The organism is Streptomyces sp. NPDC012508 (genome assembly GCF_042902595.1).
Taxonomy (GTDB): Bacteria; Actinomycetota; Actinomycetes; order Streptomycetales; family Streptomycetaceae; genus Streptomyces.
This window is the reverse complement of sequence record NZ_JBIBEO010000001.1, coordinates 1,077,288-1,092,696: the sequence shown is the minus strand read 5'-3', so window position 1 is coordinate 1,092,696 and position 15,409 is coordinate 1,077,288. Positions and strand designations below refer to the sequence as shown.

13 protein-coding genes and 1 pseudogene are annotated in these 15,409 nt (G+C 72.2%); 9 read left to right on the top strand and 5 right to left on the bottom strand.

The features are described 5' to 3' along the window. Nucleotides 1-50 precede the first annotated feature (50 nt). Both ACFY8U_RS04685 and ACFY8U_RS04680 read right to left on the bottom strand, forming a co-directional pair. A pseudogene (locus ACFY8U_RS04685) lies at nt 51-518 on the bottom strand (SRPBCC family protein); the annotation flags it as partial. Between the two features lie 109 nt (nt 519-627). Beyond that, complete coding sequence (locus ACFY8U_RS04680) at nt 628-1,731, bottom strand: glutamate--cysteine ligase (RefSeq protein WP_389565568.1); 1,104 nt, start codon at nt 1,729-1,731, stop codon at nt 628-630. Between the two features lie 192 nt (nt 1,732-1,923). Here ACFY8U_RS04680 and ACFY8U_RS04675 point away from each other — a divergent pair, with 192 nt between their 5' ends. The 4 genes from ACFY8U_RS04675 (at nt 1,924) to ACFY8U_RS04660 (ending at nt 6,409) form a co-directional block, all read left to right on the top strand. Continuing rightward, nucleotides 1,924-2,460, top strand: a complete 537-nt coding sequence (locus ACFY8U_RS04675) for an isochorismatase family cysteine hydrolase (protein WP_389565566.1) — start codon at nt 1,924-1,926, stop codon at nt 2,458-2,460. Nucleotides 2,461-2,747: 287 nt separating this feature from the next. Continuing rightward, on the top strand, nt 2,748-3,239 hold the full coding sequence (locus ACFY8U_RS04670; RefSeq protein ID WP_389565564.1) for a flavin reductase family protein: 492 nt from the start codon (nt 2,748-2,750) through the stop codon (nt 3,237-3,239). A 135-nt stretch (nt 3,240-3,374) separates the two neighbouring features. Beyond that, the gene (locus ACFY8U_RS04665) at nt 3,375-4,955 is read left to right on the top strand and encodes an NCS1 family nucleobase:cation symporter-1 (protein ID WP_389565562.1); all 1,581 of its coding nucleotides are present in this window, start codon (nt 3,375-3,377) and stop codon (nt 4,953-4,955) included. A gap of 32 nt (nt 4,956-4,987) precedes the next feature. Beyond that, the gene (locus ACFY8U_RS04660) at nt 4,988-6,409 is read left to right on the top strand and encodes an amidase (protein ID WP_389565560.1); all 1,422 of its coding nucleotides are present in this window, start codon (nt 4,988-4,990) and stop codon (nt 6,407-6,409) included. An 88-nt stretch (nt 6,410-6,497) separates the two neighbouring features. Here ACFY8U_RS04660 and ACFY8U_RS04655 read toward each other — a convergent pair whose 3' ends face one another. Next, nucleotides 6,498-7,553: a biotin/lipoate A/B protein ligase family protein gene (locus tag ACFY8U_RS04655; protein ID WP_361769324.1), complete on the bottom strand. Its 1,056-nt coding sequence runs from the start codon at nt 7,551-7,553 to the stop codon at nt 6,498-6,500. Nucleotides 7,554-7,683: 130 nt separating this feature from the next. Between ACFY8U_RS04655 and ACFY8U_RS04650 the strand changes: the two genes are divergently transcribed. The 3 genes from ACFY8U_RS04650 to ACFY8U_RS04640 all read left to right on the top strand — a co-directional run bounded on the left by ACFY8U_RS04650 (nt 7,684) and on the right by ACFY8U_RS04640 (nt 10,534). Continuing rightward, nucleotides 7,684-8,520 (top strand): inositol monophosphatase family protein, encoded by an 837-nt coding sequence (locus ACFY8U_RS04650; RefSeq protein WP_389565557.1) that lies wholly within the window; start codon nt 7,684-7,686, stop codon nt 8,518-8,520. Between the two features lie 63 nt (nt 8,521-8,583). Further along, nucleotides 8,584-10,005, top strand: a complete 1,422-nt coding sequence (locus tag ACFY8U_RS04645; RefSeq protein ID WP_389565554.1) for a phytoene desaturase family protein — start codon at nt 8,584-8,586, stop codon at nt 10,003-10,005. Between the two features lie 7 nt (nt 10,006-10,012). Then, entirely contained in the window at nt 10,013-10,534 is a 522-nt protein-coding gene (locus ACFY8U_RS04640; protein WP_389565552.1) for an O-acetyl-ADP-ribose deacetylase, read from the top strand. 46 nt (nt 10,535-10,580) lie between these two features. On the opposite strand, the gene ACFY8U_RS04635 is transcribed toward ACFY8U_RS04640, so the two are convergent. Next, nucleotides 10,581-11,042, bottom strand: coding sequence for an Lrp/AsnC family transcriptional regulator (locus ACFY8U_RS04635; protein WP_389565549.1), 462 nt, complete (start codon nt 11,040-11,042; stop codon nt 10,581-10,583). 253 nt (nt 11,043-11,295) lie between these two features. Here ACFY8U_RS04635 and ACFY8U_RS04630 point away from each other — a divergent pair, with 253 nt between their 5' ends. Both ACFY8U_RS04630 and ACFY8U_RS04625 read left to right on the top strand, forming a co-directional pair. Next, nucleotides 11,296-12,183, top strand: a complete 888-nt coding sequence (locus tag ACFY8U_RS04630; RefSeq protein ID WP_389565547.1) for a DMT family transporter — start codon at nt 11,296-11,298, stop codon at nt 12,181-12,183. Then, the gene (locus ACFY8U_RS04625) at nt 12,176-13,357 is read left to right on the top strand and encodes an aromatic amino acid transaminase (protein WP_389565544.1); all 1,182 of its coding nucleotides are present in this window, start codon (nt 12,176-12,178) and stop codon (nt 13,355-13,357) included. The genes ACFY8U_RS04630 and ACFY8U_RS04625 overlap by 8 nt, the downstream gene beginning before the upstream one ends. Before the next feature lie 13 nt (nt 13,358-13,370). Here the strand turns inward: ACFY8U_RS04625 and ACFY8U_RS04620 are convergent, their stop codons facing one another. After that, nucleotides 13,371-15,275, bottom strand: a complete 1,905-nt coding sequence (locus tag ACFY8U_RS04620) for a cellulase family glycosylhydrolase (RefSeq protein ID WP_389565542.1) — start codon at nt 15,273-15,275, stop codon at nt 13,371-13,373. Between the last annotated feature and the right edge of the window lie 134 nt (nt 15,276-15,409).

Below are 15,409 nucleotides of genomic sequence, written 5' to 3'. Positions count from 1 at the left end.
CGTGCCTCGCCCATGGCCGTGGTGCCGCTCGCACCGGCCGGATCCGTCATGGCGGCGCTCTCCGCCGGGGTGATCCGGCCGCGCCAGCCGCCGGTCTCCCGGCCGCGATCCTCGATGAAGCCCTTGAACCGCTTCAGATCGCCCTTAACCCGCCGGTCGAGCATGCCCAGCGCGTCGCCGGTCTTCTCCGCCATGCCTTCGGGCTGGAAGTCCATGGCCAGACTGACGCGCGTGTGCGCGGGGTCGATCTGCTGGAACGTGACGACACCCTTCTGGTGTACGTCGCCACTGACCGTGCGCCAGGAAATCCGCTCGTCGGGCAACTGGTCGACGATCTCGGTGTCGAACTCCCGCTGGACACCCGCCACCTTCGTCCTCCAGTGGCAGTGCTGATCGTCCAGCTGCTGTACGGTCTCCACGCCCTCCATGAAGCTGGGGAACTCCTCGAACTGCGTCCACTGGTTGTAGACCTGGCGCAGCGGGACATCGACTTCGATGGATTCCTTCACCATGCTCACGAGTCTCCTCCTTCACTGCTCAGACCGGACATCTCCGGCCAACCGCTCGGCTGCCCGTCCTGCGGGGGTTCAATCCCTCCGTCATGCGAAGGAGCCTCGGTGCTCCGTGTCAGGGAGCCGCGGTCATCGCCGCGAGCGCGTCGACGACGTCTTCGAGGCTGCCCCGCCGGCGGAGGACCTCCCGCTGGCGCGCCGCGCCGTTCCCGTCCGTACGGATACGTCGCCACGTGCTCTCGACCAGCTCCATGTCCCCCGCCGACTCCAGCCCTGGAGCCGCCCGCTCGACGAGCCGTTCCACGAGCCGTTCGGCGGGCTGCTCCTCGCCGCTCACGGGGTCGAGACCGACCCCGGTGATTCCCTGTGCCGCCGCGAGACGATGGGCCAGGAGCAGGCGGCTCGACGGGGTGTCCGGCGGCGGGGCGTGGGACTCCGCCTCGGGCAGCAGAGTGGCGGCCAGGCCGCGGACGAGAGCCGCCAACAGCACCACGACGTCGAGGTCGGCGTTGGCGTCCGCGATCCGGACCTCCAGGGTCGGCACGTGCTCGGAGGGCCGGGCATGCCAGTAGACCATCCGGTCGTCGAGGATCACCCCGGTCCCGATCAGCCCGCCGACTACCTCGCGATAGCGCCGTTCGTCGAGGACCGGGGGCGGTCCGACCGTCGGCCAGCGTGCGTGCTCGACCGCGCGCCAGCTGTCGAATCCGGTGTCCTTCCGCAACGAGAAGGGGGAGTTGGCGGCGAGGGACTGCAGGACCGGCAGCCAGGGCCGCATGTGGTTGGCCAGCCTCAGCGCCTGATCCCGGCGCAGCGACCCGACGTGGACATGGCAGCCGCAGACGAGGCCGGTGTAGGACGCGGTCTGAGGCGGGGCGTAGCGGCGGGCCATCAGCCGGTATCTGCGGGTGTCGGTCACCGTCAGCGGTTCGTCGGGCGGCAACGCCGGAGTCCCGGCGGCGACCAGCAGGCAGCCCGACGCCTCGGCGGAGGCGCTGACCACGCGCCGTAGCCGGGCGAGTTGCTCGCGTACGTCCTCGCTGCGCGTCGCGGGGCGGGTACAGATCTCGACCTGGGCGTCGTAGTACTCCGTCTGGACCAGTTCGCCGAGCGCGGGCTTCGCCGCCCGGAGCACGGCGGGCGCCCGGTTGACCGGAGCCCGGCTGTCGCGGTCCACCAGCATGAACTCTTCTTCGACACCCAGCGTCAGGCTCTTCATCACCTACCCCCAAGCGTCGCGACGGCATGACGTCGAGGGAGAGCCTCCGGCGCCAGGTAGTCGTCCCACACCGCGCGCCTGCCCTGAAATTCCCCCGGGATGCGCCCGTCCGGCCACGGACTCTGCGCCACTCGGCCCACCGCACGGCATCGCCGCACCGTCGGCGGCCGGACCGTCTGCGAGGTTGGGGGTATGACGAAGACCGCCCTGGTCGTGGTCGACATGCTCAACACGTACGAGCACGCCGATGCCGATCTTCTTCTGCCGTCCGTGACCGAGATCGTCCCCGTCGTCGTGGCCCTGGTGCGGCGCGCGCGCGAGCGCGGCATCCCCGTGATCTACGCGAACGACAACTTCGGCCAATGGCGGTCGCACCACGGCGAGATCCTCGACAGCGCTCTCTCGGGCCGGCGCCCCGACCTCGTCGAACCGGTCAAACCGGACGAGGACTCACTGTTCGTGGTCAAGGCCCGCCACTCGGTGTTCTACGAGACGCCGCTCGCGTACCTGCTCGGCACGCTCGGCATCGACCACCTCGTCCTCTGCGGACAGGTGACCGAACAGTGCATCCTCTACTCGGCCCTGGACGCCCATATCCGGCACCTGTCGGTGACGGTGGCCGAGGACGCCGTCGCCCACATCCACGAAGACCTCGCCCGCGCGGCGCTTCGGATGATGGAGCGCAACATGTCGGCGCGGGTGCGTCGCGCGGCGGACATCGGCTTCTGACCTCATGGATATGTTCCCCGGTTCGGGGAAGCCGCCGTGCTGATCGACCACTCCCGTCGGAGGTCTTCGGTGTCCGCTACCGCCCCGTCCGCGAGGTACGGGCCCGAGCGGCTCGTCACGCTGCCCGGTGCCCATCGCCCGCAGGCCGGCACAGGGCTGCTCGCCGCCGCCCTCTACCGGGAGAGGCCGGGGCGGGGCAATGGCTTCGGGGAGACAGGGACCGGCGCGGGTGCTCTCGCGCCGTCGGCCACCGAGCCCGACGGTCTTCACGGCAGGGGGAGTCGACCGTGACCGACCTGGACAACTTCACCGACCTGCTCGACTACCCCATGTACGTGGTGACGACCGCGGCGCCGGACGGCGAGCGGGCCGGTTGCCTCGTCGGGTTCGCGTCCCCGTGCTCCATCGACCCGCCCCGCTTCATGGCCTGGCTGTCACAGGAGAACCACACCTACCGGGTCGCCTGCCGCAGCGCATACCTGGCCGTTCACGTCCTGAGCGACGAACACCGGGAAACGGCACGGCTGTTCGGCGAGGAGACCGGCGACCGCGTCGACAAGTTCGCCCGCGCCTCCTACTCGCCGTCGGAGTACGCCGGGGTTCCGGTCCTCGACGACTGCGTCGCCTGGTTCGTCGGCCGGGTGGAGGCGCGTCTGGAAGGCGGAGACCACGTCGGCTTCCTTCTAGCGCCCGTCGCCGAGAGTCCTCCGGGGGACCCGGGGCCCGGCGTGATCCGTCTGAGCGACGTGGTGGACTTCTCTCCCGGCCACCCGGCCTGAGCGTCGCCTTCCTGCCTCTAGGGCGGCCGGTGGCATCGCTGTTATCGTCGAAGACTTCCTCGGCCGCCTCAGGCCGCTCAGAACCCCACGCCCGCACGGCCTCGTTCCGTCCCCGAACGAAGGGTTCCGCCGCTCATGACCGCAACCGCACCCTCGGGAAGACCCGGAGCACCCGGGGCATCCGGGTCCCTCGACGCAGGCGCCGCGACGCCCGACGGTCGCGTCGAACTCCCGCCCGGCACCGTCCTCGCCGACCCCCGCTTCGTCAACGACGACCTGCTGCCCGTCCCCGTCGTACGGCGCCGCTGGACCACGTACAACTTCGCCGCCCTCTGGGTCGGCATGGCCCACAACATCCCCTCATGGCTCCTCGCCTCCGGGCTCGTCGCCCTCGGCATGGACTGGAAACAGGCCGTCCTCACCATCGCGCTGGCCAATGTGATCGTGCTGCTGCCGATGCTCCTGACCGGGCACGCGGGACCCAAGTACGGCATCCCCTTCCCCGTTCTCGCCCGCGCCTCCTTCGGGCTGCGCGGGGCCAATCTGCCCGCCCTCATCCGGGCCGGCGTCGCCTGCGCCTGGTTCGGCATCCAGACCTGGATCGGCGGACAGGGCATCTTCATCCTGCTCGACAAGGTCTTCGGCGGCTGGTCCGACACTGCGAGGGTCGGCGGCCAGCCCTGGACGCTCTGGCTCTGCTTCGTGCTCTTCTGGATCCTCGAACTCGCCATCATCTACCGCGGGATGGAGGCACTGCGCCGCTTCGAGAACTGGGCCGCGCCGTTCGTCATCGTCGGCGCGCTCGTACTGCTGGTCTGGATCGCGGACAAGGCGGGCGGGCTGGGGCCGCTGCTGGACCAGCCGTCGAAGCTGGGCTGGGGAGCCGACTTCTGGCCGGTGTTCTTCCCGTCCCTGATGGGCATGATCGCCTTCTGGTCGACGCTCTCCCTGAACATCCCCGACTTCACGCGGTTCGGCGCCGGGCAGCGGGCACAGATCTGGGGTCAGACCCTCGGGCTGCCCACGACGATGACGCTCTTCGCGCTGCTCTCCGTGCTCGTCACCTCCGGCTCGCAGGCGGTGTACGGGGTGCCCGTCTGGGACCCGGTCGCGCTCGCCGCGAAGGCGGACAACGTCTTCGGGCTGCTCTTCGCCCTGGTGACCGTGCTCGTCGCCACGATCTCGGTGAACATCGCGGCGAACGTGGTCTCACCCGCGTACGACCTCGCCAACCTCGCCCCGAAGATCGTCAACTTCCGTACGGGAGCGCTGATCACGGGTGTCGTCGGCGTCCTGATCATGCCGTGGAAGCTGACCGAGACGCCCGAGCTGTACATCTTCACCTGGCTCGGTCTGGTCGGCGGACTGCTCGGTACGGTGGCGGGCATCCTCATCGCCGACTACTGGTTCGTCCGCCGGACCGTCCTCGACCTGGCCGGGCTGTACCGGCCGGACGGCCCGTACTGGTACCGGCGCGGCTGGAACCCGGCCGCCGTCCTGGCGTTCGCCGTCGGCGGGGTCCTCGCGATCGGCGGCTCGCACTCCGCGCCCGGCAAGGGCCCCTTCCCCGAGGACGGGCTCATCCCCTTCCTGAAGCCGCTCGCCGACTACGGCTGGGCCGTGGGTCTGGCCGCCTCCCTGCTGCTCTACATGGCTCTCATGCGCGGTGGGCCGGGTCGGCGGCAGGGTGGTGACAGAGAAGTTACGCTCCAGTAGGGTTCCGGCAGGCGAACGAGGAGGAGGCTGCCGTGACCACGGGCGACCACACCGGACTGGCCGAACAGGCGCGGCAGTTGGCCGAAGGTACGGTCACCTCGACCGCGCTCGTCCAGGCCGCGCTCGACCGGATCGAGGCCACGCAGCCCACCCTCAACGCCTTCCGCTGCGTCCGGCCGGAGGCCGCTCTCGCCGAGGCCGCCGACGCCGACCGCAGGCTGGCCGCGGGCGAGAGGCTGCCGCTGCTCGGCGTGCCCATGGCCGTCAAGGACGACACCGACGTCGCCGGACTGCCCACCCGCTTCGGCTGCGCCGGGGACATCCCCGACGCGGCCGAGGACGGCGAGGCCGTGCGGCGGCTGCGGGCCGCCGGAGCCGTGATCGTCGGCAAGACCAACTCCTGCGAACTGGGCCAGTGGCCCTTCACCGAAGGCCACGCCTTCGGCGCCACCCGCAACCCGTGGAACACCGGGCACACCCCGGGAGGCTCCTCCGGGGGATCGGCCGCGGCCGTCGCCGCCGGGGTCGTGCCCGCCGCCCTCGGCTCCGACGGGGCCGGCTCCATCCGCATACCCGCCGCCTGGACCCATCTGGTCGGCATCAAGCCGCAGCGCGGCCGGGTCTCCGTCCACCCGTACGACGACTGCTTCCAGGGCCTGACCGTCAACGGGCCGCTCGCCCGGACCGTCGGCGACGCCGCCCTGCTCCTCGACGCGGTCGCCGGGCCGCATCCCGCCGACCGCTTCCAGCCGGCCGTCGTCGACGCCTCGGCGGCGGCGCGCCGCGCGCCCGGTCGGCTGCGGATCGCGCTCGCCTGGCGCGCGCCGTTCACCGCCACGTACAACCCGCTCGACGCGGGTGTACGACGGGCGGTCGCCGATCTGGCCGAAGCGCTTGCCGGGCTCGGCCACACGGTGGAGGAGGCACGCCCGCGGTACGGGCTCATCGGGCTGAGCTTCCTGCCGCGCGCCACCGCGGGGATCGCCGAGTACGCCGACCGGCACCCCCAGCCCGCGCTGCTCGACCCGCGCACCCGCAGCGCCGCGCGCAGCGGCCGCCGCCTCGCCGGCCGCGCCCTGCGCGCAGCGCGTGGCCGCGAGGCGCACCAGCACCGCAGGATCGGCGCGCTGTTCGACACCTACGACGTGCTGCTCGCCCCGACGACAGCCGTACCTCCGCCCCGGATCGGCACGTTCGACGCGATGCCGGCCTGGCGCACCGACCTGACGATGGCGTCCGCCTGTCCCTACGCCTGGCCGTGGAACGTCCTCGGCTGGCCCGGCGTCAACGTCCCTGCGGGCTTCACGCCGGACGGCCTGCCGGTCGGCGCGCAACTCCTCGGCCCGGCGGGCAGCGAACCTCTGCTGATCTCCCTGGCGGCCCAACTGGAGGACGACCAGAAGTGGTTCGCCCACCGTCCGCCGCACACCGCCGGAGCCGCGTCGGCCGGCTGAGGCGTTCGGCTGCGCCGTGCGGCTCAGCCGTTCGCTCGGCCGTTCGACTGAGTCGGTGGCTGAGCCGTCCGCCTGAGTCGGCCGGAACCTACGGGACCCGGGCCGTCCACTCCTCGGTCGCGAACTTCGACGCCGCCAACTCCTTCGCCAGCGCCGTCTCCTCGGCCGTCACCCCGCCCTCCGTCAGGCCGTACCGGTCCCGGAACGAGCCGATCATGCGCTCGATGACCGCCTCGCGCGGCAGGCCCGTCTGGCGGCGCAGCGGGTCCACCCGCTTCTTCGCGCTCTTCGTGCCCTTGTCGGAGAGCTTCTCGCGGCCGATCCGCAGCACGTCCGTCATCTTGTCGGCGTCGATGTCGTACGCCATCGTCACGTGGTGCAGGACCGCGCCCTCGCCCGCCACCATCCGCTTCTGCGCAGCGCCCGCGATCTTGCCGGCGTCCGTCGCGATGTCGTTCAGAGGCTGGTACCAGGCCTTGACGCCCATGTCGCCCAGCGCGCCCAGGACCCAGTCGTCCAGGTAGGCGTAGCTGTCGGTGAAGGAGAGCCCCTGGATCAGGGCGCCGGGGACGGAGAGCGAGTAGGTGATGGTGTTGCCCGGCTCGATGAACATCGCGCCGCCGCCGCTGATCCGGCGCACCACCTCGATGCCGTGCCGCTCGGCCGCCGCCGGGTCGACCTCGTTGCGCAGGGACTGGAAGCTGCCGATCACCACGGCCGGCGCGCCCCATTCCCAGACCCGCAGGGTCGGCGGGCGGCGGCCGGCCGCGACCTCGGCGGTGAGGACCTCGTCCAGGGCCATGTGCAGGGCGGGGGACTGCGGCGGCTCGTGGATGAGCTGCCAGTCGTAGTCGGTCCAGTCCGTCGCGTGCGCCAGGGCCCGGCGGACGGCCACCCCGATGCCCTCCGTGGTGAGCCCGTACATCTCCGTGCCCGGCGGGAGCGCCGCGTCGATCCGGGCCGCGAGCCCCGACGCGTCGGTGTCGACGGGGGCGCCTTCGAGGGCGCGGTCGATGGCGAGGATCGCCTCGTCCGGCTCCAGGAAGAAGTCGCCCGCGACCCGGACGTCCGTCAGGACGCCGTCACGCGCCTCCAGGTCGACGACCACCAGCTTTCCGCCGGGAACCTTGTACTCGCCGTGCACGGACCCTCCCTCGCCCCGATCTCCCCGACTCCCCGTAAGGGGTGAACCGGTCCAAAGCGTACTCCGTGGGGAAACGGCGGGTTAAGGGACGGTCTCCCGGAATGTCAGAGTGCCGTGCTTAGCTGGACACATGATCGAAGACTTCCTTGACCACGTCCTCGCCGGCGGTACGACCGAGGTGGAGGAGGCGGTCCGCAAGGCGGCCGCGGCCGAGATCACGCCGCGCCACCGGCAGCTGGCCGCACACGAGATCGTCGAGAAGAACGGACCGCACGACCTGGTGACGATCGCCGACCGGGCCGCGGAGGAGCATCTGACTGCGTCCCTGACGGCGTTGCTGCCCGGCTCCGTCGTCGTCGGCGAGGAGGCCGTCCACGCCGACCCGGCGGTCTACGAGGCGCTCCAGGGCGACGCCCCGGTGTGGATCGTCGACCCCGTCGACGGCACCCGCCAGTTCGTGCGCGGAGAGCCCGGATTCTGCACCCTCGTGGCGCTCGCGCGACGCGGCGAAATCCTCGCCTCCTGGACGTTCGCGCCCGCCCTCGACCAGATGGCGATCGCGGTGCGCGGACGCGGGGCCACGCTCAACGGAGAGCCGATACGCTCCGGTTCGCCGGCGCCCGGCGCGGTCCTGACGGTCGCCACCTCCCACCCCGACTACACGACCGACGACCAGAAGCGCGCCCTGCTCGGCCTGGACACGGAGGGCGTCCGCCCGCGCCCCTGCGGCTCGGCCGGACTCGAGTATCTGGACGTGGCCCGGGGCCTTCTCGACGCCGTCGGATTCTCCTGGGAGTACGCCTGGGACCACGCGGCCGGGCTGCTCCTGGTGGCCGAGGCGGGCGGCGCGCACACGACGCTCGCGGGCGAGCCGTTCCGAATCACCGGAGGCAACGCGCTGCCGTTCACGGCGGCACGCGACCAGGCCACCGCCGACCGGATCCGGACACTGCTGCGGGGGGAGTGAGGGCGGCTGCGGGCCAGGAATATCCTGGGAGCCTTGGCCATCGGCTGACGAAGGAGTCCGAAGGTGCCATCGATGCTCGATGCCGTGGTCGTGGGGGCGGGCCCCAACGGACTGACCGCCGCCGTGGAGCTCGCCCGTCGGGGCCTCTCCGTCGCCGTGTTCGAAGCCAAGTCCACCGTGGGAGGCGGCGCCAGGACCGAGGAGCTGACCCTCCCCGGCTTCCGCCACGACCCCTGCTCCGCCGTGCATCCGCTCGGGATCGGCTCGCCCGTCTTCAAGACGATGCCGCTCGACCGGTACGGCCTCGAATGGCTGCACCCCCGGCTGCCCATGGCCCATCCCTGGGACGACGGTACGGCCGCCGTGCTCTCCCGGTCGGTCGCCGAGACCGCCGCGTCCCTCGGGCCGCGCGACGCCGGGACCTACCGCCGCCTCGTCGCCCCCTATCTCGGCAAGTGGGACACCCTGGCACGGGACTTCATGTCCCTGCCCCTCACCGCCCTGCCCCGGGACCCGGTCACACTCGCCCGCTTCGGCATCGACGGGATGCGGCCGTCCACCTGGCTCATGCGCCGTTTCCAGGACGACAAGGCGCGTGCCCTCTTCGCCGGCCTCGTCGGCCATGTCATCGCCCCGCTGGGCGGGTTCGCCACTTCGGCCGTCGGTCTCGTCTTCGCGCTGGCCGCGCACGAGGCCGGATGGCCGATGCCCCGAGGCGGCTCCCAGTCGATCTCGGACGCCCTCACCGCGTATCTCAAGGCGCTGGGCGGCGCGGTCCACACCGACTACGAGGTCAAGCGTCTCGACGACCTGCCGCCGGCCCGCGCGTACGTCTTCGACACCTCACCCACAGCCCTCGCCCGGATCGCGGGCTTCGGCGGCTACTACGACCACTACCGGTACGGCGCGGCCGTCTTCAAGGTCGACTACGCGCTCGACGGACCCGTGCCCTGGACGGCGAAGGCCGCCCGCGAGGCCGGCACCGTCCAGGTCGGGGCCGGTATGCGGGAGATCGGCACCGCCCTGGACCAGGCCTCCTCCGGTACGGCCCCCGGCACGCCGTTCCTCATCACCGCGCAGCCCAGCCTCGTCGACCCGAGCCGCGCGCCCGAGGGCAAGCACGTCTTCTGGGCCTACGGTCATGTGCCGAACGGCTGGGAGGGAGACCTCACCGAGGCGATCGAGCGTCAGATCGAGCGCTTCGCCCCGGGCTTCCGCGACCGGGTGCTCGCGCGCGCGACGGCCGGTCCTCCCGAACTCGCCTCCCGCAACGCCAACTACGTGGGCGGCGACATCGCCTGCGGTGCGGCCCGCGGCCTCCAGCTGCTGCTGCGCCCCAAGCTGTCCCTCTTCCCCTACGCGACCCCGCACCCGGCCGTGTTCCTCTGCTCCTCCGCCACCCCGCCGGGGCCCGGCGTGCACGGCATGTCCGGCCACAACGCGGCCAAGGCGGTCTGGCGCAGGCTGCGCGCGACGGGGCGATGATGACCGTATGAGTACGGAACCGACCCTCGTCCTCGTCCGTGGCGACATCACCGGGCAGCAGGTCGACGCCATCGTCAACGCGGCGAACTCCTCGCTCCTCGGCGGAGGCGGCGTCGACGGCGCCATCCACCGCCGCGGCGGCCCCGCCATCCTGGAGGAGTGCCGCAAGCTCCGCGCCGGCCACTACGGCGGAGGTCTCCGCACCGGCCAGGCGGTCGCCACGACGGCGGGCCGGCTCGACGCGCGCTGGGTGATCCACACCGTCGGCCCGGTCTGGTCGCGGGAGGAGGACCGCTCGGAGCAGCTGGCCTCCTGCTACCGCGAGTCGCTTCGCGTGGCCGACGAACTGGGCGCCCGTACGGTCGCCTTCCCTGCCATCTCCACCGGGATCTACGGCTGGCCCATGGACGACGGCGCCCGCATCGCCGTCGAGACGGTGCGGGCCACCGCCACCGCGGTGGACGAGGTCCGGTTCGTGCTCTTCGACGCGACGGCGTACGCGGCCTTCGAGTCCGCCGTTCGCACCTGAGCCGCCCGAGCCCCCCACCGAGCCTCCCCGAGCCCCCGCCTGAGTCTCACTTGAGGGGCGCGCCAGGACGGGGATAGATCCTGGACTGCTTCACACTGCCGAAGGCGAAGCTGGACTCGATCGACGCGATGCCCGGGATGGCGTGGATCCGGTTGCGCACCAGCGCCTCGTACGCCTCCAGGCTCTCGATGACGACCCTGAGCAGATAGTCGCTGCTGCCCGCCATCAGATAGCAGTCCTGGATGTGGTCGATCAGGCCGATGTGCCGCTCGAAGACGTTGACGGCTTCGGCCGTATGGCGTTCCAGCCGGATCCGTACGAAGACGGTGATCGGCAGGCCGAAGGCGACCTGGTCCACCATGGCCGTGTAGCCGCGGATCAGGCCCGCCTCCTCCAGCCGGCGCACCCGGCGCAGGCACGGCGAAGGCGAGAGCCTGATCCGGTCGGCGAGATCCTGGTTGGACAGCCGGCCGTCCTGCTGCAACTCGTGGATGATCTGCAAGTCCACCGCGTCCAACGTTGCTCCCTCACCGTTTCTGGCAGATTCTGCTCCCACGCTATGGCTGGAGGGCATAACTGGCAATCGGCTGCCCCGCCGAAAGCTCTAGCGTTGCTTGGAACAGCAGTGGCGAACGGAAGGCTCTTCGGTGGGCGGGATAGGGACGGCGGGGGCACCGCCCGTGGAGCCGACACACGGTGTCGGCCGGACCGGAAGACTTCGTACCGGACCCTTCCGAACGGGAACGCTCTCGCCGCAGGCCGTGGGCCTCGTCGCCCTGCTGCTCACCGTCGCCATCTGGGCCGCCTTCGCCCTCAGCGCCCGGGCCCTGAGCACCTCCACACTGCTCCCCGCCGACGCCGCCCTGCTGCGTTTCGGCGTGCCGCTCGTCGTCCTGGCGCCCGCCCTGTGGCGGCGCAGGCGCCGACTGGCCGCCGTCCGGCCCGGTCCCGCTGTCAAGATCATCTGCGGTGCGGGGGTCCCGTTCTTCCTCGCCGCCATGTACGGCGGCTCGCTGACCTCAGCCGCGTTCGTCGGGGCGATCGTCCCCGGCATGGTGCCCCTCTTCGTCTCCGCCCTCATGGTCGCGGGCGGCAAGAGCGCCCCGCGCGGTACGCAGTCGGCCGGCCTCGCCCTGATCGTGGCCGGCGTCGCGGCCCTGGTCTGGCGCTACACGGCCGCTCTGGACGCGGACGTCCTGCTCGGCGCCGGAACGCTGCTCGTCGCCAGCGGCCTGTGGGCGCTGTACACCGTGGGCCTGCGCGAAGTGGACCTCGACCCCGTCGGGTCCATCGGACTGCTCTGCCTGCCCTCCTTCGCCGTCATCGCCCTCCTGGTCCTGACGGGCGTCCTGCCCACCGGAATCGCCCACGCGGCCGGCGGTGACATCGCGCTGTTCCTCGTCGTCCAGGGCCTGGGCGTCGGACTGTGCGCCGGACTGCTGTACGCGTTCGCCATCCGCCGCCTCGGGCCGGAGCGCAGCTCGGTCGTCGGCAGCCTCAGCCCGGTCGCCGTCGTCCTGCTCGCCATACCCCTCCTCGACGAGTCGCCGACCCTGCCCGTCGTGGTCGGCGTCCCCCTCATCACCCTCGGCGTCGCGCTCGCCAACCGCCGCCCCCGCACTCCGACCAAGGTCTCCGCCGATGCTTGAGCTTCTCGCCGCCCCGCCCGTCGACCCGCTGTGGGACCTGTCGGCCGAATACGCCGCCGACCCCCGCCCCGAGCGCCTCGACCTCGTCCTCGGCGTCTACCGCAACCACAACGGCGTCACACCGGTCATGGCGGCGGTCAAGGAGGCCGAGATACGCCTCGCGGACCGCTCCGACTCCAAGGAGTACCGCGGACTCTCCGGCCACACCGCCTTCAACCGGGCCATGCTCTCCATGGTCCTCGGCACCGAGGCCAGGACCTCGCGCGCGACGGCCGTCCAGACCGTGGCGGGCACCGGGGCCCTGCGTCTCGTCGCCGACCTCGTACGCCAGACCCGGCCCGGCACCACGGTGTGGATCAGCGACCCCGCGTACGTCAACCACCGCCCCATACTCGAGGGCGCCGGGCTGGCGGTCCGGACGTACGGCTGCGGCGACGGCATGCTCGACGACCTGCGCGCCGCCCGGCGGGGCGACGTCGTCCTGCTCCAGGGCTGCTGCCACAACCCCACGGGGATCGACCCCGACACCGCGACGTGGGAGGCGCTGGCAGGACTCGCCGCGGAGCACGGCTGGGTCCCCTTCGTCGACCTCGCCTACCACGGGCTCGGCGACGGCCTGGACGCCGACCTGTGGGCCACCCGGATGCTGGCCGACCGGCTCCCCGAGGTGCTGATCGCCGTCAGCTGCTCCAAGAACTTCGGCCTCTACAGCGACCGCACCGGGTGCGCCATCGTCCTCGGCCCCTCCCGGCAGACGCTCCGGCACGTCGAGACGGCCCTGCAGAACGCCGCGCGCGTCATGTACTCCATGCCGCCCGACCACGGCGCCGCCGTCGTCGCGACCGTCCTGGCGGACCAGGGGCTGCGGGCCGTCTGGCGCGAGGAACTCGACGCCATGCGGGGACGGATCACCGCCAACCGGGCGGACCTCGTCGCGCACCTGGACGCCCTCGGGTCCCCGGAGGTGGCGGCCTCGCTCCGGAGCCAGAAGGGCATGTTCTCCATGCTGCCGCTGACGCCGGAGCAGATGCGCCGGATGCGCCGGCAGTCCGCCATCTACGGCACGAACGCGGGCCGCATCAACATCGCGGGCGTCTGCGCGCACCGGATCCCGTTCCTGGCGCAGGGCATCGCCGCCGCTCTGGAGACGCCCCGCGCCGTTCCCGCGCTCTAGGGGGTGTCCGGGCCTACGCCTCCGGGGGTGCCGGACGGCACAGCACGGCGGCCGGGGAGGGCCGGGAGCCGAACCGGGTGGTGAAGGCGATGCCCGCCGCGTACTCGGTGGGCAGGCACTGGCCCTTGTAGTGGCCGCTCGCGTACTCGCCACCGGGTGCGCCCGCCGGGCGGTCGTCACCCCGGTCGAACCACACCGTCCGCCCGCCGCCCGCCGGGAGCGCCGCACGGGCCGGAGCGCACAGGGCTGCGGAGACCCGCTCGCCGCGCACGCTGTAGCCGATCATGAACTGGCCCGCCGGACACTGGAACTTGGTGTAGCCGTTGGCCCAGTCGCCGCCCGCCGGGACGTGCGACTCGTCGCGGACGACCGTGTGGCCGCCGGTGCCGGCCCGCAACGCCGAGCTCGCGCACAGCCCGCGGCCCCCTGTGTGGCTGAGCCCGGCCAGCCGGGAGCCGTCCGGGCAGACGGCCTTGCGGGCGCCGCTGTCCCAGTCCCCGCCCGCCCGCACACGCAGCGAGGCGTTGTGGTCGCGGTGGTCGGTGGTCAGCTGGTACCAGGCGGGCGTGGCGGGTACGGCTCCGGTGCGGCCGGGCGCGTCGGTCAGCCCGGTCCACAGCGGGGTGCGCCAGTCGCCCGCGTCCAGGACACCGGTCCGCCGGCCCTCGGAGTCGTACCGCAGCAGCGCCCAGCTGTCCCCGCCGCTTCCGCCGCTCCAGCCGACCAGCGGCCAGTAGGCGTAGTCCACGTCGGCGTCGGTGAACAGCTCGGTCAGATTGCGGAACCAGTCGCGCGGGCGGCTGTTCGTCTCGTCGGCCCCGATGCCGAACTCGCTGACCCAGACCGGGGCGGTGAAGTGCCGGCCGGTCTCGGCGGAGACGTACAGCGCCTGGTCGTGGACGACCTGGCGGAGCTGCTCGCGGGTGAAGTCCTGGTAGCGGAGGTCGCTGGTCTCGCCGATCCCCGTGGCGCCGCTGTGGTTCGGGCCGGTGTAGCCGTAGAAGTGAGCCGAGTAGACGAGCTTGTCCGACACCACCAGGGTGTGCGAGAGGGTACGGACCGGGGTGAGGGTGGGGCGGCCGTGCGGGAAGCCGTCCACCGGGACGCCCTGCCAGTTGATGCCCTCGACGACGATCAGCAGGTCCGGGTTCGCCTCGGCCAGGATGCGGTCGCCTGCCTCCTGCGCGGCGGCGTGCCAGTCGTGGTTGTCGCCGAGCCCCCAGTTGGGGTCGTCCCAGATGTCGCGGCGGACCTCGTTGTACAGGTCGGCGCCGACCACGCGCGGATTGGCGCGGTAGCGCTTCGCCATGAAGACCCAGTCGTCGGCCCACCGGGCCGTGGACTGCCCGCTGCTGTTCCAGCGTTCGTTGCCGTCCACGGCGCAGCACCAGCGGGTCGTCACGGTGTGGTTGTTGAGGATGACGGCGAAACCGCCGGCGGTGAGGGCGGCGACGACGGCGTCGAAGACCTGGAGCGGGGTCTTGCCGCGCAGGGCCGGATTGGCTGCGACCGCGAGGTCCGGCACGGGAGCCGTGGCGCGCAGCATCTCGTTGGAGAAGGGGAGCCGGATGCTGTTCAGACCCAGGGCGCGGAAGTCGGCGAGGAGGGTCGGCAGCGGGGTTCGGTCCAGGCCGATCGGGATGCCGTGGGCGTTCTGCCCGGCGTGGTGGTTGGCCGGATCCGCGATGTCCCCCGAGCCGTTCCAGGAGCCCTGGGCGCCGTCCCAGTTGGCGGAGCGCAGCCGGAAGCGGTCGCCGTCGGCGTCGACGATGTGCCGTCCGCGGGTGGACAGCGGCGGGGTCCAGTCGGGGGCGGCGGTCGCGGACCGGGGCCCGGGCAGCGGACCGGGCTGCGCCGTGGCGGAAGCCGGCAGGGCGGGCGCCAGCAGGGCGCCCACCAGGAGGGCGCCGCGGACCATACGTAACAAGCTCTGCATCTCGTACCTGCCAGGCGGTGGGGGAGTGGGCGGCGCCAAGTTACCGGCGGGTCGCCAAGGGCGGAACCCCCTGGCCCACGGCGCGCACCCACCGTCCGGAGCCGTACCGCAGCGCC